The organism is Bradyrhizobium sp. Ses1 (assembly GCF_059512365.1).
The window spans coordinates 1-23,127 of record NZ_JCAMOQ010000046.1 but is presented as its reverse complement, the minus strand read 5'-3'; the positions used below and the strand labels follow the sequence as shown (position 1 = coordinate 23,127).

24 protein-coding genes and 1 pseudogene are annotated in these 23,127 nt (G+C 61.8%); 14 read left to right on the top strand and 11 right to left on the bottom strand.

Translation table 11 applies throughout. From position 1 onward, the window contains the following. Positions 1-40: 40 nt before the first annotated feature. The 4 genes from AC5ZG5_RS34990 to AC5ZG5_RS34975 are packed head-to-tail and all read left to right on the top strand — an operon-like array spanning position 41 to position 3,366. Positions 41-820 carry an ABC transporter ATP-binding protein gene (locus tag AC5ZG5_RS34990; protein ID WP_456643587.1) on the top strand — a complete coding sequence of 260 codons (780 nt, stop codon included), beginning with the start codon at positions 41-43 and terminating at the stop codon, positions 818-820. A gap of 32 nt (positions 821-852) precedes the next feature. Then, positions 853-1,341, top strand: coding sequence for a tetratricopeptide repeat protein (locus tag AC5ZG5_RS34985; protein WP_456643586.1), 489 nt, complete (start codon positions 853-855; stop codon positions 1,339-1,341). Positions 1,342-1,378: 37 nt separating this feature from the next. After that, entirely contained in the window at positions 1,379-2,161 is a 783-nt protein-coding gene (locus AC5ZG5_RS34980) for a MetQ/NlpA family ABC transporter substrate-binding protein (protein WP_456643585.1), read from the top strand. 8 nt (positions 2,162-2,169) lie between these two features. Continuing rightward, positions 2,170-3,366, top strand: coding sequence for an LLM class flavin-dependent oxidoreductase (locus AC5ZG5_RS34975; RefSeq protein ID WP_456643584.1), 1,197 nt, complete (start codon positions 2,170-2,172; stop codon positions 3,364-3,366). A 70-nt stretch (positions 3,367-3,436) separates the two neighbouring features. Here the strand turns inward: AC5ZG5_RS34975 and AC5ZG5_RS34970 are convergent, their stop codons facing one another. Beyond that, positions 3,437-4,252: a MetQ/NlpA family ABC transporter substrate-binding protein gene (locus AC5ZG5_RS34970; protein ID WP_456643583.1), complete on the bottom strand. Its 816-nt coding sequence runs from the start codon at positions 4,250-4,252 to the stop codon at positions 3,437-3,439. Positions 4,253-4,343: 91 nt separating this feature from the next. Further along, positions 4,344-4,592: pseudogene (locus AC5ZG5_RS34965) on the bottom strand (LLM class flavin-dependent oxidoreductase); the annotation flags it as partial. Positions 4,593-5,135: 543 nt separating this feature from the next. Here AC5ZG5_RS34965 and AC5ZG5_RS34960 point away from each other — a divergent pair. The 4 genes from AC5ZG5_RS34960 to AC5ZG5_RS34945 are packed head-to-tail and all read left to right on the top strand — an operon-like array spanning position 5,136 to position 8,870. Next, complete coding sequence (locus AC5ZG5_RS34960; RefSeq protein WP_456643582.1) at positions 5,136-6,065, top strand: TauD/TfdA dioxygenase family protein; 930 nt, start codon at positions 5,136-5,138, stop codon at positions 6,063-6,065. A 15-nt stretch (positions 6,066-6,080) separates the two neighbouring features. Beyond that, complete coding sequence (locus tag AC5ZG5_RS34955) at positions 6,081-7,139, top strand: ABC transporter substrate-binding protein (protein WP_456643581.1); 1,059 nt, start codon at positions 6,081-6,083, stop codon at positions 7,137-7,139. Then, on the top strand, positions 7,136-8,002 hold the full coding sequence (locus AC5ZG5_RS34950; RefSeq protein WP_456643580.1) for an ABC transporter ATP-binding protein: 867 nt from the start codon (positions 7,136-7,138) through the stop codon (positions 8,000-8,002). The genes AC5ZG5_RS34955 and AC5ZG5_RS34950 overlap by 4 nt, the downstream gene beginning before the upstream one ends. Then, positions 7,995-8,870 (top strand): ABC transporter permease, encoded by an 876-nt coding sequence (locus AC5ZG5_RS34945; RefSeq protein WP_456643579.1) that lies wholly within the window; start codon positions 7,995-7,997, stop codon positions 8,868-8,870. The genes AC5ZG5_RS34950 and AC5ZG5_RS34945 overlap by 8 nt, the downstream gene beginning before the upstream one ends. Before the next feature lie 11 nt (positions 8,871-8,881). Here the strand turns inward: AC5ZG5_RS34945 and AC5ZG5_RS34940 are convergent, their stop codons facing one another. The 5 genes from AC5ZG5_RS34940 to AC5ZG5_RS34920 form a co-directional block, all read right to left on the bottom strand. After that, the gene (locus AC5ZG5_RS34940) at positions 8,882-9,637 is read right to left on the bottom strand and encodes an ABC transporter ATP-binding protein (RefSeq protein ID WP_456643578.1); all 756 of its coding nucleotides are present in this window, start codon (positions 9,635-9,637) and stop codon (positions 8,882-8,884) included. Further along, positions 9,625-10,377 carry an ABC transporter permease gene (locus AC5ZG5_RS34935; RefSeq protein WP_028168776.1) on the bottom strand — a complete coding sequence of 251 codons (753 nt, stop codon included), beginning with the start codon at positions 10,375-10,377 and terminating at the stop codon, positions 9,625-9,627. Before AC5ZG5_RS34935 ends, AC5ZG5_RS34940 begins: the two co-directional genes overlap by 13 nt. Positions 10,378-10,410: 33 nt before the next feature. After that, positions 10,411-11,409, bottom strand: a complete 999-nt coding sequence (locus tag AC5ZG5_RS34930) for an ABC transporter substrate-binding protein (protein WP_456643577.1) — start codon at positions 11,407-11,409, stop codon at positions 10,411-10,413. Positions 11,410-11,621: 212 nt separating this feature from the next. Further along, the gene (gene epsC, locus AC5ZG5_RS34925; RefSeq protein ID WP_456643576.1) at positions 11,622-12,587 is read right to left on the bottom strand and encodes a serine O-acetyltransferase EpsC; all 966 of its coding nucleotides are present in this window, start codon (positions 12,585-12,587) and stop codon (positions 11,622-11,624) included. A gap of 22 nt (positions 12,588-12,609) precedes the next feature. Continuing rightward, complete coding sequence (locus AC5ZG5_RS34920) at positions 12,610-13,182, bottom strand: flavin reductase family protein (RefSeq protein ID WP_028168773.1); 573 nt, start codon at positions 13,180-13,182, stop codon at positions 12,610-12,612. Positions 13,183-13,476: 294 nt separating this feature from the next. Here AC5ZG5_RS34920 and AC5ZG5_RS34915 point away from each other — a divergent pair, with 294 nt between their 5' ends. From AC5ZG5_RS34915 to AC5ZG5_RS34905, 3 genes are read left to right on the top strand one after another with little or no spacing between them, the layout of a single operon-like run. After that, on the top strand, positions 13,477-13,869 hold the full coding sequence (locus AC5ZG5_RS34915) for a hypothetical protein (RefSeq protein ID WP_456643575.1): 393 nt from the start codon (positions 13,477-13,479) through the stop codon (positions 13,867-13,869). Continuing rightward, positions 13,866-14,066 carry a hypothetical protein gene (locus AC5ZG5_RS34910; RefSeq protein WP_456643574.1) on the top strand — a complete coding sequence of 67 codons (201 nt, stop codon included), beginning with the start codon at positions 13,866-13,868 and terminating at the stop codon, positions 14,064-14,066. Before AC5ZG5_RS34915 ends, AC5ZG5_RS34910 begins: the two co-directional genes overlap by 4 nt. A gap of 33 nt (positions 14,067-14,099) precedes the next feature. Beyond that, on the top strand, positions 14,100-14,936 hold the full coding sequence (locus AC5ZG5_RS34905; RefSeq protein ID WP_456643573.1) for a universal stress protein: 837 nt from the start codon (positions 14,100-14,102) through the stop codon (positions 14,934-14,936). Positions 14,937-15,283: 347 nt separating this feature from the next. Here AC5ZG5_RS34905 and AC5ZG5_RS34900 read toward each other — a convergent pair whose 3' ends face one another. Beyond that, positions 15,284-15,550, bottom strand: a complete 267-nt coding sequence (locus AC5ZG5_RS34900) for a hypothetical protein (RefSeq protein ID WP_456643572.1) — start codon at positions 15,548-15,550, stop codon at positions 15,284-15,286. 628 nt (positions 15,551-16,178) lie between these two features. Here AC5ZG5_RS34900 and AC5ZG5_RS34895 point away from each other — a divergent pair. Further along, positions 16,179-17,462 carry an extracellular catalytic domain type 1 short-chain-length polyhydroxyalkanoate depolymerase gene (locus AC5ZG5_RS34895; RefSeq protein WP_456643571.1) on the top strand — a complete coding sequence of 428 codons (1,284 nt, stop codon included), beginning with the start codon at positions 16,179-16,181 and terminating at the stop codon, positions 17,460-17,462. 426 nt (positions 17,463-17,888) lie between these two features. After that, positions 17,889-18,782, top strand: coding sequence for an NAD(P)/FAD-dependent oxidoreductase (locus tag AC5ZG5_RS34890; protein WP_130230886.1), 894 nt, complete (start codon positions 17,889-17,891; stop codon positions 18,780-18,782). Between the two features lie 1,034 nt (positions 18,783-19,816). Here the strand turns inward: AC5ZG5_RS34890 and AC5ZG5_RS34885 are convergent. Next, positions 19,817-20,239 (bottom strand): CBS domain-containing protein, encoded by a 423-nt coding sequence (locus tag AC5ZG5_RS34885; RefSeq protein WP_130230890.1) that lies wholly within the window; start codon positions 20,237-20,239, stop codon positions 19,817-19,819. 52 nt (positions 20,240-20,291) lie between these two features. Continuing rightward, a complete protein-coding gene (locus AC5ZG5_RS34880) occupies positions 20,292-20,762 on the bottom strand; it encodes an aminoacyl-tRNA deacylase (RefSeq protein WP_028165041.1) in 471 nt (156 codons plus the stop codon). 547 nt (positions 20,763-21,309) lie between these two features. Here AC5ZG5_RS34880 and AC5ZG5_RS34875 point away from each other — a divergent pair. Next, positions 21,310-21,546 (top strand): hypothetical protein, encoded by a 237-nt coding sequence (locus tag AC5ZG5_RS34875; protein ID WP_456643570.1) that lies wholly within the window; start codon positions 21,310-21,312, stop codon positions 21,544-21,546. Between the two features lie 179 nt (positions 21,547-21,725). Here the strand turns inward: AC5ZG5_RS34875 and AC5ZG5_RS34870 are convergent, their stop codons facing one another. After that, a complete protein-coding gene (locus AC5ZG5_RS34870) occupies positions 21,726-22,766 on the bottom strand; it encodes an alpha/beta fold hydrolase (RefSeq protein ID WP_456643569.1) in 1,041 nt (346 codons plus the stop codon). Positions 22,767-23,127: the final 361 nt, after the last annotated feature.

Below are 23,127 nucleotides of genomic sequence, written 5' to 3'. Positions count from 1 at the left end.
GCACGCGACGGCGGCCGCATCACATCAACAGGAGTATGCCATGGCCGCATCCGGCCAGCTCGAGGTGAGGAACGTATCCAAGACCTATGCTGTCGCCGGCCGCCCGCCGGTGCACGTCCTGTCCCATGTGAATCTCGATGTGAAGCCGGGCGCGTTCGTTTCGCTGGTCGGGCCGAGCGGATGCGGAAAGTCGACGCTGCTGCGGCTGATCATCGGTCTCGACCGCGACTATCGCGGCGATATCCTTATCGACGGCCGGCAGGTCACCGGTGCCGCGCTCTCGCGGGGCATCGTGTTCCAGGATCACCGTTTGCTGCCGTGGCTGACGCTCGAGGACAATATCGGTCTGAGCCTGGAGAATTCGGGCAGGAGTGCCGCGGACAAGGCTGCCACGATCGCCGAGCATATCGCCCTTGTCGGCTTGAAAGGTTTCGAGAAGGCCTATCCGCATCAGCTGTCCGGCGGCATGGCGCAGCGTGCGGCGATCGCCCGTGGCCTGGTGAACCGCCCGGAGATCCTGCTACTCGACGAACCGCTCGGCGCGCTGGACGCTCTGACCCGGGTCCATCTCCAGGCCGAATTGCAGCGCATCTGGCGCGTCGAACAGATCACCATGATTCTGGTGACGCATGACGTGGATGAAGCGATCTACCTCAGCGACAGGGTCGTGGTAATGGCCGGCGGTCCCGGCCGGATCGTCGACGACATCAAGATCGACCTTCCACGCGACCGCGACCGTGCGGACCTTGAGTTCGCCAGCTACAAGCGACGAATCCTGTCCGCCATGGGCGAATATGGCGGCAAGCCGCAGGCGGCCTGATGGCCGACGTGCTTGTCCTGCGAGGTCCAATCATGCTGAGGTCGCAGACGACGGCACGGCTCCACGGTCTCAGCTTGCTTCGCAACGTGATCGTTGCGATCGGGCTCGCCGCGAGCGGGGCGGCCATAGCCATGGACACCGCCCCGTCAAGCGATCTTCCTGATTTGTCGGCGGTGCGGGTCGAGATCTATTCCGGCGAATACGAGAAAGCGGCCGCCAAGCTGCTGACGCTTGCAGAAACCATCCATCATGCCGACGTGTACAATCTGCTCGGCTTCTCGCTGCGCAAGCTCAGGCGCTACGACGAGGCGGCGCGGTGGTACAAGGAGGCCATCTTCTACGATCCGACCCACCGGCCGGCGCTGGAATACCAGGGCGAGCTGTTCATCGATATCGGCGATGTCGCGCGCGCAGAGAAGAACCTCGAGCTGCTGCGGCTATTGTGTCACCCCGGCGGATGCGAGGAATACGACAAGCTGAAAGATGCTCTCGCTCGCGCCGGACATAAGTCCAAATCCTAGATTCTTGCGCTCACACTGCCTGGATGGAGATCTATAGATGAAACGCTGGTTGCTCTCTGTTGTCGTTGGGGTCGCGCTCCTCGCCACGCCCGCCTGGGCGGAGCAGAAGATCAAGGTCGGCATTGCGGCCGGCGACGGCGATATCGTCTGGGCGAAGGTCAGGGAGATCGCCGCCAAGGACGGACTCGACCTCACTGTGGTGGTGTTCAACGACTATCTCTTGCCAAACGCCGCGCTCGACGCAGGCGATCTGGATGCAAACGCGTTCCAGCACAGGCCCTTCCTCGAGAACCAGATCAAGACGAGAGGCTACAAGATCACGCCGGTCGGCGAGACGATCGTCGCCCCCATCGGCCTCTATTCCAGGAAGGTGAAGTCCATCGGCGAGATCAAGGACGGCGCGTCGATCGGCATCCCGAACGATCCCTCCAATGGAGGGCGTGCGCTCCTGCTGCTGCAGGCCGAGAAGCTGATCAAGCTCAAGGACGGTGTCGGGATATCGCCGACTGTGCTCGACGTGACTGACAACCCCAAGAAGCTGCAGCTTCGCGAGATCGATGCGGCGCAGCTTCCACGCAGTCTCGATGACCTCGACGCCGCCGTGATCAACACCAACTACGCGGTCCCGGCCGGGCTGCTTCCGGGCAAGGATTCCATCGCCGCCGAATCCGCCGTCAGCAATCCCTATAACAATTTCATCGCCGTGCGCGAGCGGGACAAGGATGCCCCTTGGGTGTCGAAGCTGGTGCGCGCCTATCAGAACGATACGATCCGGCAGCTCATCAAGGACACATTGCCAGGCCAGATTCCGGCCTTCTAGGGGTTAGCATGACGATAGTCCACGAGCCGGGCGAGATTGTTGGATCGCCGATCTTTCCGAGTCCGACGCAATTTCCGGACAGTCCGCTATCGAAGTCGCTGAGCCAGCCTTTGCTGCTCGGCTTGTTCTTGCCGATCCAGGCGGGCGGCTGGAGTGCCTCGACCTTGCCGCGAACGACGACGTGGACGTTCGACTACAACCGGGATCTGACGCTCACTGCCGAAGCTTTTGGCTTCGATCTGGTCTTTGCGCTGTCGCAATGGTTGCCGAAAGGCGGTTATGGCGGGGTATTCACCGGCGAGGCGCTCGATTCGTTCATGACGACAGCGTCGCTGGCGGCACTCACGTCAAAGATCATGCTGATCTCGACCATCCATGTGCTTTACGGTCCGATCCATCCGCTGCATCTCGCCAAATACGGCGCAACGCTGGATCACATCTCGGGCGGACGCTGGGGCATCAACGTCGTGACCGGGCATCGCGCGATCGAGCACGAGGCCTTCGGATGGAACCAGATCGAGCATGATCGCCGTTACGAACTGGCGGCGGAGTTCATCGAGGTGCTGCAGCGGCTGTGGAGCGATGACGAGAATTTTTCCTTCTCGGGCAAATCGCCGTGGCGGCTGAACAAAGCGTTCGTGACGCCGAAGCCGCGGTTCGGACGGCCCATCCTCGTCAATGCCACTGGATCGGACGCCGGCATCGCGTTTGCCGGCCGTTATTCCGACATCGTGTTCATCACGAGCCCCGCCGGCTCGTCCTTTGAGAGCGCGATCGAGGCGCTTCCAGCGCATGCGCAACGTGTCAAGCGGGCCGCGATCGAGGTCGGACGCGAGGTGCGGACGCTGCTCAATCCGATGGTGATCTGCCGCGAGACCGAGCGGGAGACGTGGCAGTACCATGACGCCATCGTCGATCACATCGACCCCGTCGCTGGCTTCCAGAATTTCGCCAGCGATGCGCACGCCTGGAAGGGAAGGATAGGTCGTGACGCGCCAAAACGGCGTGCGATCGGTGGCAATATCGAGGTGATCGGCACGCCGGAGCAGGTGGTCGATCAGTTCATCCAGCTCGAGAAGGCCGGCATCGACGGGCTTCAGCTCAGCTTCTTCGATTTCAAGCCTGATCTCGAGTTCTTCGGTCGCCGCGTGCTGCCGCTGATGGAGCAGGCTGGACTGCGGCTTCCGGTGACCCGTACGAACTGAGCTGAGATCCGGCCGCCGCGCCGTTTGGCCGGACGGCGCGCTACGCGGCGGTTCGCTCGCGGCGAGCCGGTCATTTCAAATAATCCGGCAGCGTGAATCCGTCATAGAAGCGGTCGCTTCGGATCGCGGCCTTGAAGGTTTCCGACTTATAGCCGGCGACGATGTCCTGTGCCCATGCGCTCTCCGCGTTGCTGCGCTTCACCGCAACGACGTTGATATAAGGGGTCGTCATCTTTTCCAGCGCGAAGGCGTTCGTCAGCTTCAACCCGCTATAGATCGCGAAATTGCCCTGGATGGCGGCGAAGTCGACGTCGTCAAGCGCGCGCGGCGCCTGCGCGGCCTCCAGCGGCACGATCTTGATGCCGCCCGGATTCTTGATGACGTCGAGCTCGGTGACGTCGACCGGCTTGCTGTCGCGGATTTCCACGAGGCCGAGGTCGCGCAGGATCCACAGCGCGCGCTGCAGGTTGACGGGATCATTGGGGACGGCCACGGTGGAGCCGGGCTTGATGGGCGTGCCGAGCGCATGCTTCTTCGAATAGAGACCCATCGGCGGCGTCGGCACGTGGACAATGCCGACAAGGTCGGTGTTCTGGCGCTCATTGTAGGAATTCAGGAAGATCGTGTGCTGCATGACGTTGGCATCGATCTCGCTCTTGAACACGGCGTTGTTGGCCTCGAGCCCGGTCGAGAATTCGAAATATTTGATGCGGTAGCCCTTCTTCTCGAGTTCCGGCTGAACGCCGGCCTTGAACTCGTCGATATAGGGGCCGGGCACGAAGCCGAGCTTGAGCTCAGCCTTGGCGGGTTCGGCACGGGACGGGACGCCTGCCAGCGCGCCGATGATGAGAAAGGCCGAAAGTAGAAGGAAACGAGGCGTATTCATTGCGGTCTCGGAGAGGTTGTGATGCTTGGCGTGCACGAAAATGCCCGCGGAAGACGCGGGGCATGATCCGGAAAGATCAGGCGGTCATGCGAATCGCGGCGAGCCAGGTGATCGGCTCCAGTCGGAAGCGCTGCGCATAGCGGACATTGTCGCCAAGCGCGGGACCGTCGGCGAAGAAGATCGCATCGAATTTGTGCGCCTCGGCGCGCTGCGCCAGCTCCTGGTAGTAGGTGATATCGAGGATCCGGTCCGTCGCGGAGCCCTTGTAGCGCCACGCGGCCTCGTGATGGCCGCCGGGATAGATGAAGAGATTGAGGGTTAGCTGCCGTCGATCGCTCATGTCTTAGGACCCGCGCATGTTTGAAGGCTGATGACGCCGTCGGGCTGCGACATTTCCGGGCATCCGTCGTCACTGCGTTTCCTGCTCGCACTCAAGCTGCAGTGCGAAAGAGTCTACGTCTGCGATCGCGAGAATGTCGATGAAATGAATTTACATAGTTGCGTCGGAAGCCAGCATGAACATTTTGGGTTATTCGTCGATAGGAGACGAGACCGCATGCTGCGATAGGAATGACGACGCATCGGGCATCCTGTGCGACGTCAGTACGAGAGTTTTCGGCTTAAAGAGCTTCGATTTCGACTGGCCATGCATGCAGTCGGTGCCCGCAAGACGATCGTCATCGCAAATATTCCAGCACCCGCATCGACGGAAACGCGATCATTGTCTGTCGTCGAAAACAAAGCTGGTTTCATTTCATTGACTGACGGTCGATCGCTCTTACGATTTACGCCCAATCGCGAGGTCGAAACATGCCGCCGATCTCTACGCATCAGCACTCTGGCGATCGCCGCAGATTGTTGCGGCCGAATAGGGGACACAACCATGGCTCAAACTGATGGCATCGATAACGTCATCCCGCGCGCTGATATCGTCGAGCGTGCGGCCCGCCTCGGTGCGGAGATCAGGAACATCAATCTGGCGGGCGATCTGCCTGACGAGACGATCGCCGCGATCAACAAGGTGCTGCTTGAGCACAAGGTGATCTTCTTCCGCAATCAAGATCATCTCGACGATGCCGAGCAGGAACGCTTTGCGGTGCGGCTTGGCAGACTGGTGCCGCATCCAACCATCGGCCCGGCCAAGGGCACGTCGTCGATCCTCGAACTGGACTCGGGAAGGGGCGGAGGCCGCGCCGACCAATGGCACACTGACGTCACCTTTGTCGACGCCTATCCGAAGATCTCGGTACTCCGTGGCGTGGTGATCCCGCCCTATGGCGGCGACACGATCTGGTCGAACACCGCGGCGGCCTATCTCGATTTGCCGCCGCCGCTCCGGCGGCTCGCCGACGAACTCTGGGCGGTCCACAGCAACGCCTATGATTATGCGGTGAAGTCGCGCGCCACCGACGCTGACAGGAAACACTTCGACGAAGTGTTCACGGGTACGGTCTACGAGACCGAACATCCGGTGGTTCGCGTCCATCCTGAAACCGGCGAGCGGACGCTGGTGCTCGGCAACTTCGTGCAGCGGTTCGTCGGCTTGCCGAAATATGACGGCCAGAAACTCTTCGACCTGTTCCAGTCGCATATCACCGCGCCGGAAAACACCGTGCGCTGGAGCTGGAAGGCAGGCGACGTCGCGATCTGGGACAATCGCGCGACGCAGCATTATGCCGTCAATGACTACGGCGACCAGCATCGCGTCGTCCGCCGCGCCACGGTCGATGGCGAGGTGCCGGTCAGCATCGACGGTCGCCACAGCGTGACACGCATCAAGGCGACCAAGCCGCAGGCAGCCAAGGCCGCGTAGCGGGGAGTTCGGCAGATGAGCATGACGCATCGATCGGCTGGCTTCTGGTCCGGGAGCAGTGCTGCAACGAAAATCCGGTATATTCTGTGGGCATTCGCGCTGATGCTTGGCTTCCTCGGCCAGGCGTTGGCCGAGCCATTGGAAAAGACCGAGATCCGCTATCAGGGCTGGGCTGGCCAGGTGACGTTCCCCGAACTGGCCGAGGATCTCGGTTACCTCGCGCCGCTCAAGCTCAAATGGGTCGGCAACACCATCAGCGGGCCGCAGGACATTCAGACCGTCGTCACCGGTGACATCGACATCGGCGGCGCCTTCTATGGGGCGATCATCAAGCTGACTGCGGCGAGAGCGCCGATCAAGGCGGTGGTGGGCTATTACGGCTCCGACGCCGATACCTATTACGGCTACTATGTGAAGGAGGACAGTCCGATCAAGGGGGCGCGCGACCTGATCGGAAAGAAGGTCGCAGTCAATACGCTCGGCGCCCACCTTGAATTCGTGCTCCGCGAATATCTGGCGCGGAACGGGCTGAGCGCGAGCGAGGCGAAGCAGGTGACGCTGGTGGCGGTCCCACCGGTCACCGGCGAGCAGGCGCTGCGGCAGGACCAGGTCGAGGTGGCCGCGCTCAACGGCGTGCTGCGCGACAAGGCGCTGGAACGCGGCGGCCTGCGAAAACTGTTCGCCGACACCGACCTGTTCGGCAACTTCACCGGTGGCGCTTATGTGCTGCGCGACAAGTTCATCAAGGAGAATCCGAATACAGCGCGCAAACTGGTCGAGGGCATCTCTCGCGCCATCGAATGGGCACGCGAAACCCCGCCGGAGGAAGTGCGGGCTCGCTTCAACAAGATCGTTGCGGAGCGCAAGCGAAACGAAGACGCCTCGTCGATCAAATACTGGAAGAGCACCGGCGTCGCATCAAAGGGCGGGCTGATCACCGACCAGCAATTGCAGGTGTGGATCGATTGGCTGGTGAAGGATGGTCTGCTGAAGCCCGACCAGATCAAGGCCTCCGACACCTACATCAACCAGTTCAACTACTATCGTTCGGGCAAGGCAGCGGAAGCCAGATGAGCACCGCAAAGATCCGCTTCGAACAGGTTCGCAAGGAGTTCCTCGTCCGCGGCGAAAGCGGTGGACCGGCGCGGCGGTTCGTCGCGCTGGAGGATGTCACGCTCGACGTCTATCCGGGCGAATTCCTGGCGCTGGTCGGCCCGAGCGGCTGCGGGAAGTCGACCTTGCTCGATCTCCTGGGTGGGCTGACCGCACCGACCAGCGGCCAGATCCTGCTCGATGGACGACCGATCTCGGGCCCGGCGCGCGACCGCGGCATCGTCTTCCAGCAATACGCGCTGTTTCCCTGGCGGACGGCGGCGCAGAATGTCGAGTTCGGGCTCGACATTGCAGGGTTGAAAGCGAGGGAGCGCCGCTCGATCGCGCTGCACTATCTCGATCTGGTCGGGCTCGCGGGTTTTGCCGACCGGTACCCGCACGAACTGTCCGGCGGCATGAAGCAGCGCGTGGCGATCGCGCGCAGCCTTGCCTACGATCCGGAAGTGTTGCTGATGGATGAGCCGTTCGCAGCACTCGACGCGCAGACGCGCGAGACGCTGCAGGGCGAACTCCTGCGCATCTGGCGGACCACCGGCAAGACCATCGTCTTCATCACGCATGGGATCGATGAGGCGGTTGTGCTCGGCCAGCGTGTCGCGGTGATGACGTCGCGGCCCGGCCGCATCAAGCATGTCGTCGACATTCCCGAACTGTTGCGAAGCGAGATGGATGACGTGCGATCGCTGCCCGAATTCGGGCGGGTCCGGCACGAGGTCTGGAGCTTGCTGCGCGAGGAAGTGTTGAAGGCCCAGCAAGGACAGCTTGCCGGTGCTCATGTCGCGTCGCGCGCCGATCGTTCTGTGGAGGATGTTGCGCATGTCTAGCCTTGAGATGCTGACGCTGCTCGAACTCGCGCACGGACGGCCGGCGTCGCTTGGCAAGATAGAAGAGGAACCGTCGGCGATGGCGCGTGCGCTGCATCGTTTCCTGCGTTGGCTGGTCGCGTTCGGCCGCAGGTCGCTGCTGCTGCTGGTTCTGCTTGCGGCATGGGAGGCGGCGCCCCGGTTCGGGCTGATCGATCGCGCATTCCTGCCACCGTTTTCGGAAGTCATCGCGGCCGGCTGGCAGCTTGCGCAGAGCGGGGAGCTTTACGATGACGTGACCGCCAGCCTGTTGCGTGCATTGAGCGGCTTCTTGATTTCCGTCGTACTTGTTGTTCCGCTGGGCCTCGCCGTCGGCTGGTATGCCCGGCTTGGCGATCTGCTCAATCAAACCATCGAGATTTGCCGCAATACGGCGCCGCTCGCGCTATTACCGGTGTTCATCCTGCTGCTCGGGATCGGTGAGGTCTCGAAGGTCACGATGGTGATCTATAGCTGCGCCTGGCCGCTGCTCCTCAACACCATTGCGGCGGTGAAACAGGTCGATCCGCTCCTGATCAAGTCTGCGCGCACCATGGGCGCGACACCGCAGCAGTTGTTCCGCAAGGTGATTCTGCCGGCAGCTCTTCCCACGATCTTCGTCGGTATCCGCCTGGCGAGCGCGGCTGCGATGCTGGTGCTGGTCGCTTCCGAAATGGTCGGTGCGAAGGCCGGCCTCGGCTATCTCATCATCTACAGCCAATACAGCTTCCTGATCCCGCAGATGTATTTCGGGATTTTGGGCATCACCGTGATCGGCCTGACGTTCAATGCGATCCTCGAAGCGCTCGAGCGGCGCTTCATGCGGTGGAAGGCGACGGTGACGGCCTGACGCGCGGTGGCTCAGGCCGGATCCTCGTCCCCAAGGATCGCGCGCAGCCGCGCAATCAACTCCCGGTTCGCCGGATCGTCGCGGCGACGAGGCCGGGCACCGTCGATGGGAATGGAGGCGGCGAGGCGCCCCGGCTTGCCCGTGATCGCGATCACCTCATCGGCGAGATAGACCGCTTCCGTGATCGAATGGGTCACGAAGATGACGGTCTTGTCGGTGGCGGCATGGATGCGCGCCAATTCGTCCTGCAGCGCTTCCCGGGTGAGGGCATCGACGGCGGCGAAGGGCTCGTCCATCAGCAGGATGTCGGGATCGACGGCGAGCGCGCGCGCCAGCGCCACCCGCTGACGCTGTCCGCCGGACATCTCGTGCGGATAGCGCTTCTCGAAACCGGACAAGCCGACCAGCGCGAGCGCGGCGCGCGCCATCTTGTGGCGCTCGTGCGTGCCGACTTTGCCGTGCTCGAGGCCGAAACCGACATTGGATAGCACGGTACGCCAAGGCAGCATGCGCGCGTCCTGGAACACCAGCGCGACCGGGAGCCTGTATCCTTCCGCGCGCGCATTGACGCGGACCTCTCCGGCATTCGGCTGGAGCAGCCCGGCGATCACGCGCAAGAGCGTCGACTTGCCCACGCCGGAGGGACCGAGCACGGCGATAAAACGGCCAGGCGCGACGTCGAGGTCGAGGTCGCGCAGCACTTCCGTCCGCTCGCCATCGCGTACGAATGACAGGCCGACGCTGCGCAGCGAAATTATCGCTTCCATCGCAGCACCCGTGATTGCAGCGCGACGAAAGAGGTGTCGATCAGCCCGTACAGCGCGGCCATCGTGGCCATGTAGATCACCACGACGTCGCTCGCGAGCAGGTTGGAGGCCTGCATCATGCGTTGGCCGAGACCGGGCACGCCGAAGATCTCGGAGGCGACGACGGCCATCCAGGCCTGCCCGAGCGCGGTCCGCAGGCCGACCAGGATCCCGGGCGCGGCGGCAGGCAGGATCACCTTGACCAGCTTCTGATCCGCGCGACGGAATCCGAACGCATCGGCCAGCTCGATCAGGTCGCGCTCCACCGAGTGGACCGAGCCAAGGGCCGCGAAATAGCAGATCCAGAACACGCCGGTTGAGATGATGAAGATGGCGGCGGCCGGATCGATGCCAAACCACAGGATCGCGAACGGCACCCATGCGAGTCCCGGGATCGGCCGCAAGATGCGCACGATCCAGGCGAGGAACGATTCCAGCGTTGCCGACATGCCGGTCGCAACGCCGAGCGCGATACCGAGCAGGCTGCCGATCGCAAGCCCCGCGAGATAATTGCGCAGGCTCGTCGTCAACGCCGCGAACCAGATGCCGCTCGAGAGCTCGCGCCAGAAAGCCCGCGGCAACGCGCTCGGCGGCGGCAGCACCGATGCCGGCACGATTTGGAAGGCGGGCATTGCCTCCCACAATGCGAGGAAGGCGACAAAGCCCAACGCGCCCAGCGTCAACGATCGTGTGCGTGTCACCGGCCGCGTCCGTTCCGTGAATTGCAGGCGTCGCTAGTTGGCCGTGGCGCGGTTATAGACATCGAAGGCGAACAAGCCTTCGAGGGGTTCCGCCTTCTGGAGCGCGCCGATCTTCACCTGATACTCCTGCAGCTGCCGAGTCGATTCCTCGATGCGTCGCGGATCGGAGGTGAACTGGGTCTGCGGCGACTTCAGCGACTCCAACAGGATGTCATCGGGCACAAGGCCATTGCCGAAAGCGGCGCCGACATGCTTCACGGCCTGCTCCGGGTGCTCTTTCAGCAGTGCGGTGGCGCGGATGATCGAACGCACGAGGCCGTCGACTGCTTTGGGATTCTTGTCCGCAAAGGAGCCCATGACCGCGACCACGACGCCCGGGAAATTCGGAAACATGTCCTTGCCGGTCGCGATCAGCTTGATCGCCGGATTCTGCTTGCGGATGATGGAAAGCGCGGGCTCTCGCACTGAGCCACCCTCGACCGCCCCGGTCGCGATCGCGCGCTGGGTCGCGTCGATGCCCATCTCGACGATCTGGACATCTGCCTTGTCGGCCTTCACGACTTCCCACAGCCAGTGCTGCAAGGCGGTGTTCGGGCCCGAGCCGATCGGCTGGGTCGCGAGCTTGACCGGGCGGCCGTTCTTTTCACGAAACGCCTTGAACGCAGCCGCCGGATCCTTGCCTTCGATCTGCGGAGAGAACGCGGCGCTGGTCGCAAATCCCATTTCCTCGACCACTGTCGCGGCGACGATGCGCACGTCGATGCCCTTCGCACGGGCGACCAAGAGCGGCGCAAGTCCAGCGACGTAGACGTCGAGGGTGCCGGACTGCAGTGCCTGGATCATGTTCGGGCCCGACTCGAACGTGCTCGTGGTCAGCGTCAGTCCCGCCTGCTTGATCCAGCCTTCGCCGTCCGCGACGAAGACCTGTGCCGCGCCCATCACCGGGATGAAGCCGAGGCGCAACGGCTGCTGCGCCCGCGCCGACACCGGCTGGCCCAACGCGATCCCGACCGCCACAAGGGCAGCAAACATGCTTGTCACGAGGCGCATCGTCATCCTTCCGAGAGATCAGGGGAAATGTGGCCGCAACGTCTCTTTTCGAGAACGTTTGGTCCATTGCGTTATTCGGGCTTTATCAGCTGGAATCTTCTAAATTTATCCCTCAAAGTAGAAAGTAATTCTGTGGCTCTGTCGAAGTACGGACGACAGTACCCCTCACATATCTAACGGCTTCGGCAGCCTAGCTAGCTCGGGTCGACACCTGTACCGATTTTGTTCCGGGCCGTGGCCTGCGTCACCACGCTGTTTGCAGGCACGTCGCGCGTCAGCCAGACATTGCCGCCGATGGTGGAGCCGCGGCCGATGGTGATTCGGCCGAGGATGGTCGCGCCCGCGTAAATGACGACGTCATCCTCCACGATCGGATGCCGCGCATCGCCCTTGATCAGGTTGCCTTCGTCGTCAGTCGGGAAATGCCGCGCGCCGAGCGTGACGGCCTGGTAGATGCGCACATTGTCGCCGATCACGGCGGTCTCTCCGATCACGACTCCGGTGCCGTGATCGATGAAGAAGCCCGAGCCGATGCTGGCACCCGGATGGATATCGATGCCGGTCCGGGCGTGGGCGATCTCGGCTATCAGCCGCGCGACGAGCCGCGCGCCCTGGCGATGCAGGATATGGGCGAGGCGGTGGTGGATGATCGCGGTCATGCCGGGATAGCCGATCAGGATTTCCGGAAAGTTGCGCGCGGCCGGGTCGCCGACGAACGCCGCTCGCAGGTCGTTGATCAACACGCCGCGCACCGAAGGCAGTTGGGAAGCCAGGCTGCGCGTCAGCTCGATCGCATCCTCTCGGCGAAAACCCGGCAACAACTCGTCACCGACGAACAGCGCGCCGCGATGGATCTGCTCGCACAGCGAATCCAGGGCAACGCTCAGCGTGTTGCCGACGAAATAGTCGATGTTCTCGCCGTCGAGATCGAACCGCCCATAATGCCTTGGAAACAGCGCCTCCGTCAGCCCGTCGAGAACGGCCTCCAGCGCCTCGCGAGACGGCGCTCGTCGCGCTTCGCCGTCGCGGCGGATGCTGTGGGTCTCCTCGCGCGAGACGCGCAATTCGGCGACGATCCGGTCGAGTTGCCAGCGCGCGGTCGACGGCGCACTGTCGCCCGCTGCAGCGAATTGCGATTGCGGTGGAGTTTCGCGCTTCATGCTGTCTCGACCCCCGTTGCCCTCAGCGGACGTGCGCCAAGGGGATACTTACCTCCGCAAGACGGTCCAGGTCCGTGTCGTGGTCGATCTGGATGTATTGACGGTTCCAGTAGATCAGGCCGGACAGCCGATGCGACAGCTCCATGCTGAGCAGGCGGCCGACGATAATCCCGTGCGAATAACGCTCGATGATCTCCTCGGCCTGGCACTCGACGGTCGCCAGCGCTTTGCCCAGCAGCGGCACGCCGGAGGAGCCGGTGAACCATGTCGTGCCGTCGAAGCGCTGGCTGCCCTTCAGCCGGCGATTGCTGAAGCGGGCGGCCAGCACCTGCTGGTCCGAACCCAGGATGTTGACGCCAAACAACCGGTGGCGCTCGATCAAGGCGAAGGAAGATGCCTGCCTGTTGATGCTCACGAGCAATCGCGGCGGGGCGGCGCTGAGCGAGGTCAGCGAGGTGACCGTCATTCCGGTGATGTCGTCGTCGCGTCCGGCGGTGATGATGCTGACTCCGCCGGCGAGGCGGCGCATGACGGAGCGAAACTGGCGCTCGATCTCGTCGGTTTCATCGACGAGATGGATATCCGCTTTGGCCATCGGTTGCTCCTCTCGTCGAACCTCGCGGAATTATGCTCCCGCTGGAAGCAGCCTTTCGCGGGCAGCGGCGTGCCTCTGATGAGTGCAAGCCTTCCACGCGTCGAAAAATGTCCCACGAATTTGGCCGGACAGAAATAGAGCGGTTTTCCAATTGTCCGCTGTCCGGGAGTTTTCTGATTTCTTTGCGCGTGCAAGACCGCAAAGAATATCTTTCAGCGCCTCCGCTTGATCTCTCCTCGCGCCTTGAAAGCAGCCTCGCTCGCGCCGCGACGTGAACTGTCATCGGTGGGAACAGTGGCGCTTCGGACGCGCAACGGAAGGGCGTACAAGCCCGCGGAGCTCGCAAGAGCGGTTCAAGACGAGCTCTTTCCCTATGAGCTGAACTATTTCCGTGAGGCCGAGCGTCTCAGTGCCTCGCTGGAGCGGCTCGATGCGCTCTGGATCAATGTATCGCAAGCGGGTGCCGCGGCGCAGGAAGACGTGCTCCGTGCGCGGGAAAGCGCAGCGATGCTGGCGACGGCGCGCTGGATGTATCGCAGCGCGGAAAGCCGCGGCATGCACCGGCGCGACGATTTTCCGGCTCGGGACGAGCGTGAGCGCCATTACATCACGGCCGGCGGTCTCGACGAGGTCTGGAGCTCGGTGCGTCCGCGTGCCGATCTTGCCTATGCGGAGGCCGCCGAATGATCGAGGTCATCGACGCCGAGCGCTGCACGGCCTGCGACATTTGCGTCAACGTCGCCACCGGCGATCATCATCCCGCTTCACGAGAAGAGGTTGCGGAACCGGCCGGCGGGAAGGGACACTCAACACGATCCCGTCGCATTGCAGGTGGACAATTGGGAGCCGGCAGCCTGAGGACAATTGATCACGTGCGCCAATGAATGCGGATCTCTTGAGCTGTATGGTGGTGGAACATGAAGGACATACTCGTTTTCCTGTCTCCGTCGCGCAGAGATGACCTCTCGCGCGGCGCGCATTATGCGATCGCCCTGGCTCGCATGTATGGGGCGCATCTATCTGCATTGATTGCTGATGTGGAGACCGATCTCCGCGACTTGCCGCCTGAACCGGACATTCGGCAGGTCGGGAGTCCTGCCGCCAGGCCAGCAACGTCAAGTGAACGGGTGGCACGAACCGCGGAGCTCGTTCAGTCCGCTGCGACGGCTGCAAACGTATCGTGTGACATTCTGCAGGCCGAAAACCAGTCCGTCTCGCTTCGCGAACGAATGATCCATTGCACCCAGGTGCACGACGTCCTGGTGATCGATGTGCGCGGACCACTTGATGCGCCTCGCAAAGAACTGGTCGAGGCCGCCCTGTTTGCGAGCGGTCGGCCAATTGTCTTCGTGCCACCAAACACCCCTGTGCTCGCAAAAGACCGGATTGTCGTTGCATGGGACGGAACACGCTCGGCAGTTCGTGCAGTGCACGACGCCTTGCCCCTTCTCGCTCAGGCGCGTGAGGTGCTCGTCGTATCGGTCATGGACGACAAGCTGTTTCCGACACCTCATTCCGGACACGCACTCTGCCGCTATCTGGCGCGGTGGCAGGTTGATGCCAAATTCAGCACGATCCGTCGTGAGACTCTGAACGTCGGCGCGACCCTTCTGGCCTATGCGCAGCAAGCAGACGCGGATCTGCTGGTGATGGGCGCGTTCGCACATGGATTCGAGCGCGAGCTGATGCTCGGCAGCGCAACGCGAGATATCTTCAACGCGAGGATCGAAATTCCCGTACTCTTATCGCACTAGAAGGAAACGCATCGATCCACTCTGCGAAAATCCAAGTCTGCGAAATCCAAGTCTTTCATCGAAAGGTTGCGTCTGAAGCTTCATCGCCCTGTTGCGCTGCAGCGGGCCGATCGACAGCTCTTGAACCCGGCCGCTGGAGCCGCCACCGCCCGCTTTTCAGATGCAGATCGAAGGCAAGGATCCGGCGGCACTTAACGTCAGCATCTGGACCCTCAACCGACATTCGGCGAGAGCTGGGACACCGTTTCGAGGCGCTAGGCGGCTGCCGGAGGGAACTTCGCAGCTCAAATCGAAACTTCTGCTCGCGCTTTTAGCAACAACCGAACGAGCAACACGTTTCGGTAGTCTCAAGGAAGGAGATCATCCATGAGACTGAAAATTGCTGCTGTTGTCTTCGCCGCGCTTGGTGGTGTCGCTCTCACCTCGACGGCGGCTTCCGCAATGCCAAATCGGATCACAAAGGCGAACGAGATCGTCTTGCAAACTTCAAGGATCCAGCAGGCGCGCTGGACCAGCGGCCCGCGCCACAGCGCCCGGCACTCGGGTCCGCGATGGCGTGCCGCCCACGCTTGGAATCCGCGCCGCGTGTCGCGTCCGGGATGGCGCAGCGCCAACGCTTGGGCTCCGCGGCGGGCGTGGGGTCCGGGATGGCGCGGCGCCTATGCCTGGAGCCCACGACCGGCGTGGTCTGCGGGCCCGGCGTGGGGCGCGAGCCCAGGATGGGGATGGGGCGCGAGCCCGGGGTGGGGATGGGGCGCGCGCCCAGGATGGGGCGTGAGCGTGGGATTTGGCCCGAGCGTAGGGGTGGGCTGGAACAGCGGGTGGTGGTGATAGGCGCATAGCGAAGCATCCCGTTGCTGGCGCGACCCGTTGGGCCAAGATCAATGCCAAGATCAATATGGGCGTGCAAGGCGTGCAAGGCTGGCCTGCTTACGCCAGCGTGGACCGCACGACCAACACCGGAAGCTTCGTAAGCGGCTAGTCGCACCAACAGCGAGGAGGGTTGTTCGTGGTTCTGCCTCGGAGCCGATCGTCAAAGCGAAAGTCCACGACCGGCTTCGCCTCGCGCTGAATCCCGAGCGGCTGTATTTCTTCGACCGCGTGTCGCAAGCGGCGATCTGAGGCTTTCGTAGTCTGCTCGGGATGGCGAGCTGGCGGCCGCGGTCTTGACTCTGCTTCCGACGCCTGCGATGTTGCGGTGCACACAATAAATCTCCCTGTGATTGGTATAGGTGTGCACCGATGCGCGAGGAGTTTCGCAGTAAATTCGAAGGTCTTCTTGCGGCGGCCCGAAAGAACGCGGCGTCCATTCGCGGGGCGCCCGCCCGCCGCCCGACACGGCTGCGAGAACTGACCGGGTTTGGAGCAAATCCCGGCAATCTCCGTATGTTTGCCTACGCGCCTGAGGACCTTCCGCCCAATAGGCCTGTGGTCATCGCGCTACATGGCTGCACCCAAACCTCCGCCGAGTATGATCACGGTACCGGCTGGTCAGCGCTCGCCGATAGGCTCGGCTTCGCGGTCGTCTATCCGCAGCAGCAGCCCACCAACAATCCGAAGAATTGTTTCTCGTGGTTCTTGCCGGGCGACATCGCGCGCGGTCATGGCGAGGCGCTTTCGATCAGGGAAATGATCGAGCATGCCCTGACGAGATTTGCGGGCGATCGGGGCAAAGTATTCGTGACCGGCCTCTCTGCCGGTGGCGCTATGGCTTCTGTTATGCTCGCGACCTATCCAGAGGTTATTGCCGGCGGCGCCATCATCGCCGGGTTGCCCTATGGATGCGCCAGCAACGTTCAACAAGCATTTGAGGCCATGTTTACCGAGCACGGACATGCCACGCAGGCGCTTGGCGATCGCGTGCGGGCAGCATCCAGACATTCCGGGCCGTGGCCGAAGATCTCGGTATGGCACGGCTCCCGCGATCCGATCGTGAAGCCGTCCAACGGTGAAGACATTATTCGGCAATGGACCAGCGTGCATGGGCTTTCGGACAGCCCCTCGCATCAAGAATTCCTCGAGAGCCACAATCGGCGCGTATGGAGCGACGCAAATGGTGAGCCACTGATCGAGGCGTTTTCCATCCGCGGCATGGGCCACGGTGTGCCGATCGCGACGAAGATGGAAGAGAGTTGCAGCTTTGCCGGTGCATTTTTCCTGGATGTGGGAATTTCCTCTACGCATCACATCTCTCGCTTCTGGGGTTTGCATGAATCTCCGGTTGAAATGCCCCGTGCCGCGCCGACGTCAGCCACCATTCAGATGCCAACTGATGACCACGCCCTGCTCATTGCTGCAGCAACTGCGGAGGGCACGCACGGTTCAGGCGGCGCCTCAACTGCTAATGATCGAGCCCAGCAGATGCGTCCGCCGCTCGACCCCAACACCATCATCGCGGCGGCCTTTAAAGCCGCAGGTCTCCCGGTTCCGGAGTTTCCCATCGCGCTGCCCGGCACGCCGCCGCGCGTTGCACCTGGCCCGATCATCACGGCGGCCCTGAAGGCCGCCGGACTGGTGCCGCGTTAATCCGACGTCGGCGCTCGCTCTTGTCGTGGATTGACGGGTCGGGCGTGGTCGCCAATTGGCCCTGAGCCGAATAACGTTTGAATCCGTCATCATATCGGCTGTCCGGGGCAGACCGGATATTGTGGTCGCGCTCGTGAACTGCAGCTCTGGATCCAGGCGCCGCAAATGTTTGTGTATTCGGCGACCGAAAGCGTCAGTTGGCGACAACTGGCGGCTGTTTGTGGCGCTATTGTTTCTTGAGCCATCCCTCGGCGATGTCATGCGAGCCCTCGGCACGCTCCTCCTCGAACGGGCTGGGGTTCGCCGGTAAGGCCTCTTCAACTGTCTGCTTCAGGCAGTTGGTAAACGGCCCAGGCTTGAGGCCGTTCCTGAAAACCAATTCTCCAGCGTGTAAGAACCTCATCGGTGCGAACGGGTTAGTCGCAGATGCCTGAAGATGTTGAGGTCTTGGTTATCGGTGCCGGGCCAGCGGGTCTCGTGTCCGCGATCTACCTTGCGCGATTCGAGCGAAAGGTTCTGGTTGTCGATTCCGGTGAGTCTCGGGCGGCACTGATTCCGAAAAGCCACAATTTTCCGGGATTCGCACACGGAATTTCCGGTGCCGAATTGCTTGCGCGCATGAGAGAGCAGGTGGCCGCGCTCGGTGTTCGGCTGATCGACGGCAAGGTCGAGGCACTTGCGCGAGCCGGCAGCGGCTTTACTGCCACGGTCGGTCGCGCGAATATCCTGGTGTCGAAAGTCGTTCTCGCGACCGGTATCGTCGATCGGCAGCCTCCGATGAAGGATTGGGCCAGCGCGGTAGAGGAAGGTCTGCTGCGCTATTGTCCGATATGCGACGCGTTCGAGGCGCGCGCGAAAAGGATAGGGGTGATCGGCCCGCTTGCGCATGCAGCGAGCAAGGCGCTTTTCCTTCGTACTTTCACCACTGATGTAGTCCTCGTTCCGACCGATGACGCGCGTGAGGACGGGCTGGAGATGAAGCTGAAGCAGGCAACAATTGCCACCACTGCGCCACTCGCTCAGCTTAAAAAAGTCGATGGTCGATTAGCGGCTCGGCTGATCGATGGCACCTCAGTCGGGTTCGATGTTATCTATCCTGCGATGGGCAGCGAGGTCCGATCCGCCCTGTCACTTGCGGTGGGCGCGGATCATACGGCGGAAGGGTTTCTGATCGTGGACCAAAAACAGCAGAGCACGGTCCAGGGACTGTACGGAATTGGTGACGTCGTCAGTGACCTGCACCAGATATCGGTCGCACTGGGTCATGCTGCAGTAGCGGCATGCCACATCCACAATACACTGCCACCGAACTACGTGTAGTCGCCACCGCCTAGAAACGTTGCCGGATCGTGATGACTGTCTCGGCCGTCATCCATTGACCCGCCGAGCACGGCTAGGCCGAGCCTGAGCGGCAAGGGGAGTCCTGAGAGCGGCCAGTGATTTTCCTCGGTCCAGTTTCGGCGACCGATCGCGCAGGTAAAGGAACTGCCCGTCGAACAAACAATAGGACGAAGATCCGAACGCGAGCGAGCAGAAGAAGGCGCCTCCATTGGAAAGGACACGTGAAAAGCTCCTGGCCTGGGTAGAATAACCGGTTGCTGGTAAGAAACTATTTTAGCGTTCCCGACTTTGCTTTGCGAAGATCGTCTGATTCGCAGAGGTCGACTGTGAACAGAATCCTTAGGCCGGTTACTTACGTCTTCGCCGCCGTGTATTTCCTGGTGGATGCGGCGTTTTTGGCGCTTGCCAAGCCGATCTCAAACTGGATCGCTGACCACGTTCCGTTGAGACGACTACGGGCTTGGATCAGATCGTTACCGCCTTACCCATCGCTTGCACTCTTTTCAGTTCCTGTGATTCTTCTGGAACCTGTTAAGCCTCTCGCCGCATATCTAGCCGCGACGGGGCAGTTTCTGAGCAGCGCTTTAACATTGATCACGGGCGAGCTGTTAAAGCTCGTGCTGGTAGAGCGTCTATTCAGACTCACCCGAGACAAATTAATGAAGATCCCCGCATTTGCTTGGGTCTATGTCAGGTTCCAGCAAGCGAAAGCTTGGTTAGAAGCCACGGAGGCTTGGCGCACCATACGGTCGTTGAGCAGGGCGGCCCGCAACTACGCTGCACGTGTCAAAGCAACGATATGGTGCCACTTCGCCACTGTGGGGGGCGATAGAAATCAGAGCTAAATCCCTGGGCTACAGGTCCACAACTTGTCCGCCCAATCCGCGATTGTGGACCGGAGCTCGCGCGGACCCCGTGATTCCCTCCCTGGGCACCACTCCCCGGTCAAAGCAAGACGCTGCCGCACCTCCAGCCTTTGGCGGCGGCTTGGCGGTTGTCACGCTGGCCAGGCCTCAGTGATGAGCCGAGACGCTCCTGACGCATTCGGACAGGAGATTGTCGCCAGACGTGGAATGGCTGACATCGCCGAGACTGAGGATGCCGACCATCCGCTTGCTCTTGTTGATCACCGGCAGCCTGCGGACCTGCAGCTTCTCCATGTGATGCATCGCCTTTGCGAGGTCATCGTCCTCGCGGCAGCAATGGATGCCTTCGGTCATGACATCGCGCGCCGTCGCGCGACGCGCATCGAAGTCGTTGCTCGCAAGCCCTTTGCAGACGATATCGCGGTCGGTCACCATCCCGATCAGCCGATCGTCCTCTCCGATCGGAATGCAGCCGATGTCATGCCCCCGCATCAATTTCGCGAGTTCGGTGACGGGGGTGTCGGGGCTGACCCAGTCGACGCCCTTGTGCATCACGTCTTTGACTTTCATGGCGGACCTCCATTGCTGGATTTCAGGTGCACTTGATGCGCGCGACCAATCCTCAGTCGTGCGCGCTAAAGCGCCCATGCGGTGCGTTCGCCGTCAGGCGCGCAAACTGCTCATGCGTGAGATGAAGCAGGGTCTCGTGATCGCCGGCTTCCATATAGATTTCCGGCTGTGTCTCGATGCTATCGTCGACAATAATATCGAGCCCATAGCACTTGCCAATGGCCGGAACGGCGCCGAGTGCGCAGTCGCGGAACAGTCGATTGATTTCGGCTTCATTCGCCATATCGACATGATCACCGAGTGTCGCCCGCAGTTCCGACAGGCGGAGGTGGTGCGATGCCGGCACGACGGCGAGGATATATTCGCCGTCGCGTCGCAGCACGATGCCTTTGGCAAGACGGTCGCCCGAGATATGGCATGCTTCGGCCGTGCGAGTGGACGACATGCTCGGCTCGTGCTGGATCTCCTCGTATTGGATGTTTTCAGCGGCGAGGTATTTTTGCAGTGTGGGAGCGATGGACATGACGTGACCTCCGGTGCGGGTAGGCAAACCATCCGCCGTAAGGTTTTCCTGCCGAGCCTCGCCTTACGATGGGCGGCTGCGTCATTATAAGGCCAACATATTCCTTCCATCCGCCAGCCGCAATTCTTCGTCAGTGACCGGGGTGCGATGCAACGCTTCAGATTGGCGTTGGTATGCTCTCTGTCTTTGCCACCAACAGGCGATCGTCGCGGCGTACGTATCACCGATAAGGCAGCGTTCTTGGCCCAATTCTCGATCGCTCTGGCCCGGTGCAGAAGTCGCGAAAAACGCGGGTAGTCGTCCCCATTTTTAACGCTCAATCCCGATCACGAAAGAAGCGGCAAGCGTCCTTCATTTCCGCTATCATCAAGCCATGACGATCGGGATAACCGGACCCGAGCGGAAGGCACCTAGGCAAAGCGCCGTTCGCTGGCGCTACATCAAGGATGGTGGGTTACGCCTTGCGGCTTCGCGTGTTGAAGCAGCGGAGTGCGAGTTCGGCTAACCCACCCTACGACTTGCTGATAGGAAGCGTTAACGGCCGCAAATGTACGCATATGCCCTTTTCATCATCGTGGTCATTGGCTTTGCCTGGATGGCAGGGAAGCTGTTGAGCAGTTTGCGACAGATGGAAGTCCGAATGGGCGTTGGCGTGGTGCTCGCAAAGCGCGATAACCCCATGCTCTTTTGGTCCGTGGTCAGTATTCAGAGTCTGGGCGTAGGTATCCTGCTTGCGATTATCTGCTTCGTGATCTTCGTTCTTCCAAACAAGATAATGACCTGACAGGGCCGTAGGGCGGATTAGCTTTGCGCCGCAGCTCGAAGAGCGAAGGTGGAAAGCATAATCCGCCGTTCACTGGCGCTGCACCAAGGATGGTGGGTTGCGCCTTGCGGCTTTGCGTGTTGAAGCAGTGGAGTGTGAGTTCGGCTAACCCACCCTGCGACTACGCTGCTAGGCCGCCCCTATTTCGTCACCATCCCTCCCGTCTCCGGATGCTGCAGCCATCCCAGCACCGCGTCGTGGAAGCGTGCGGGCGCCTGGATTTGCGGGGCGTGGCCGAGATCGGGGAATTCGATCAGTTGTGCGTGCGGGAAACGCTTGGCCGCTTCCTTGCCGAGCACGGGATAATTGCCGAGCGTTGGGCGAATGTCCGGCGGTGCGAGGTCTTTGCCGATTGCGGTGGTGTCCTTGTCGCCGATCAGGAGCAGCACTGGCGCGGTGATGCGCTCGAATTCGTAGAACACCGGCTGGGTCGCGATCATGTCGTAGAGCCGCGCCGAACTCGATGCCACCGCCTCGCGTCCGGGACCGCGATACATGCCGGCCAGCATCTGCACCCAGGGTTCGTATGACGCGTCCCAGGTGTTGGCATAATAAGTCGCGCGCTCGTAGGCGCGAATGGTGTCGGCGGTCACGCGCTTCTCGCGTTCGTTCCAGCCGTCGAGGCTGAGCCACGGCACGCCCTTGGCCGCCCAGTCCTCCAGCCCGATCGGATCGACCAGCACGAGCTGATCGACGGCCGCCGGATACATCAGCGCGTAGCGCATCGCCAGCATGCCGCCGGTCGAATGGCCCATGATCACCGAACGCTCGATGCCGAGTGACGCCAATAGCGCGCGGGTGTTGCCCGCGAGCTGGTGGAAGGTGAACTGATAGCGCTCGGGCTTGCTGGATTTGCAGAACCCGATCTGGTCGGGCGCGATCACCCGATAGCCGGCCGCCGTCAGCGCCTTGATCGAGCCTTCCCAGGTGGCGGCACAGAAATTCTTTCCATGCAGCATCACGACGGTGCGGCCGTTCGGGTTCGACGGTTTGACGTCGAGATAGGCCATCTCCAGGTCCTGGCCCTGCGATGAGAAGCGATAGCGCTCAACCGGGAAGGGGTATTCGAACCCCTGCAGCTCAGGCCCATAGGCCGGTCCCTCGTCGGCGGCGGAAGCCGGTGAACTGAGGCTCACAGCGGTGGTCAACGCGAGACTGAACAGAGCGGCAAAACGGATCATCGGGCAATCCTGCGGATTGGAATGTCAGGCGGCCTCGGACTAACGCAGCACTGTGACGCTATCCAGAAGGCTTGCGATGATTTGTTTGTGATCGATCGGGAGATCGGCCGACTGCTCACGCCGTCATTGCGAGCGGAGCGAAGCAATCCATGGTCTCCACAAGCGGCGCTATGGATTGCTTCGCTTCGCTCGCAATGACGATGTGGTTGATTTCGGTGCGACAAATTAACTCGACGGGCAAATCAGCCGAAAGTCTGTCCACCCCTCGCGTGAAAAATATTCCGCTTTCGCCGTCGGGCAAATCAGTGATTTAACTCCGCGCGTCTCACGGCGGATGAGGGGCGGGTCGCGATCGTCACGA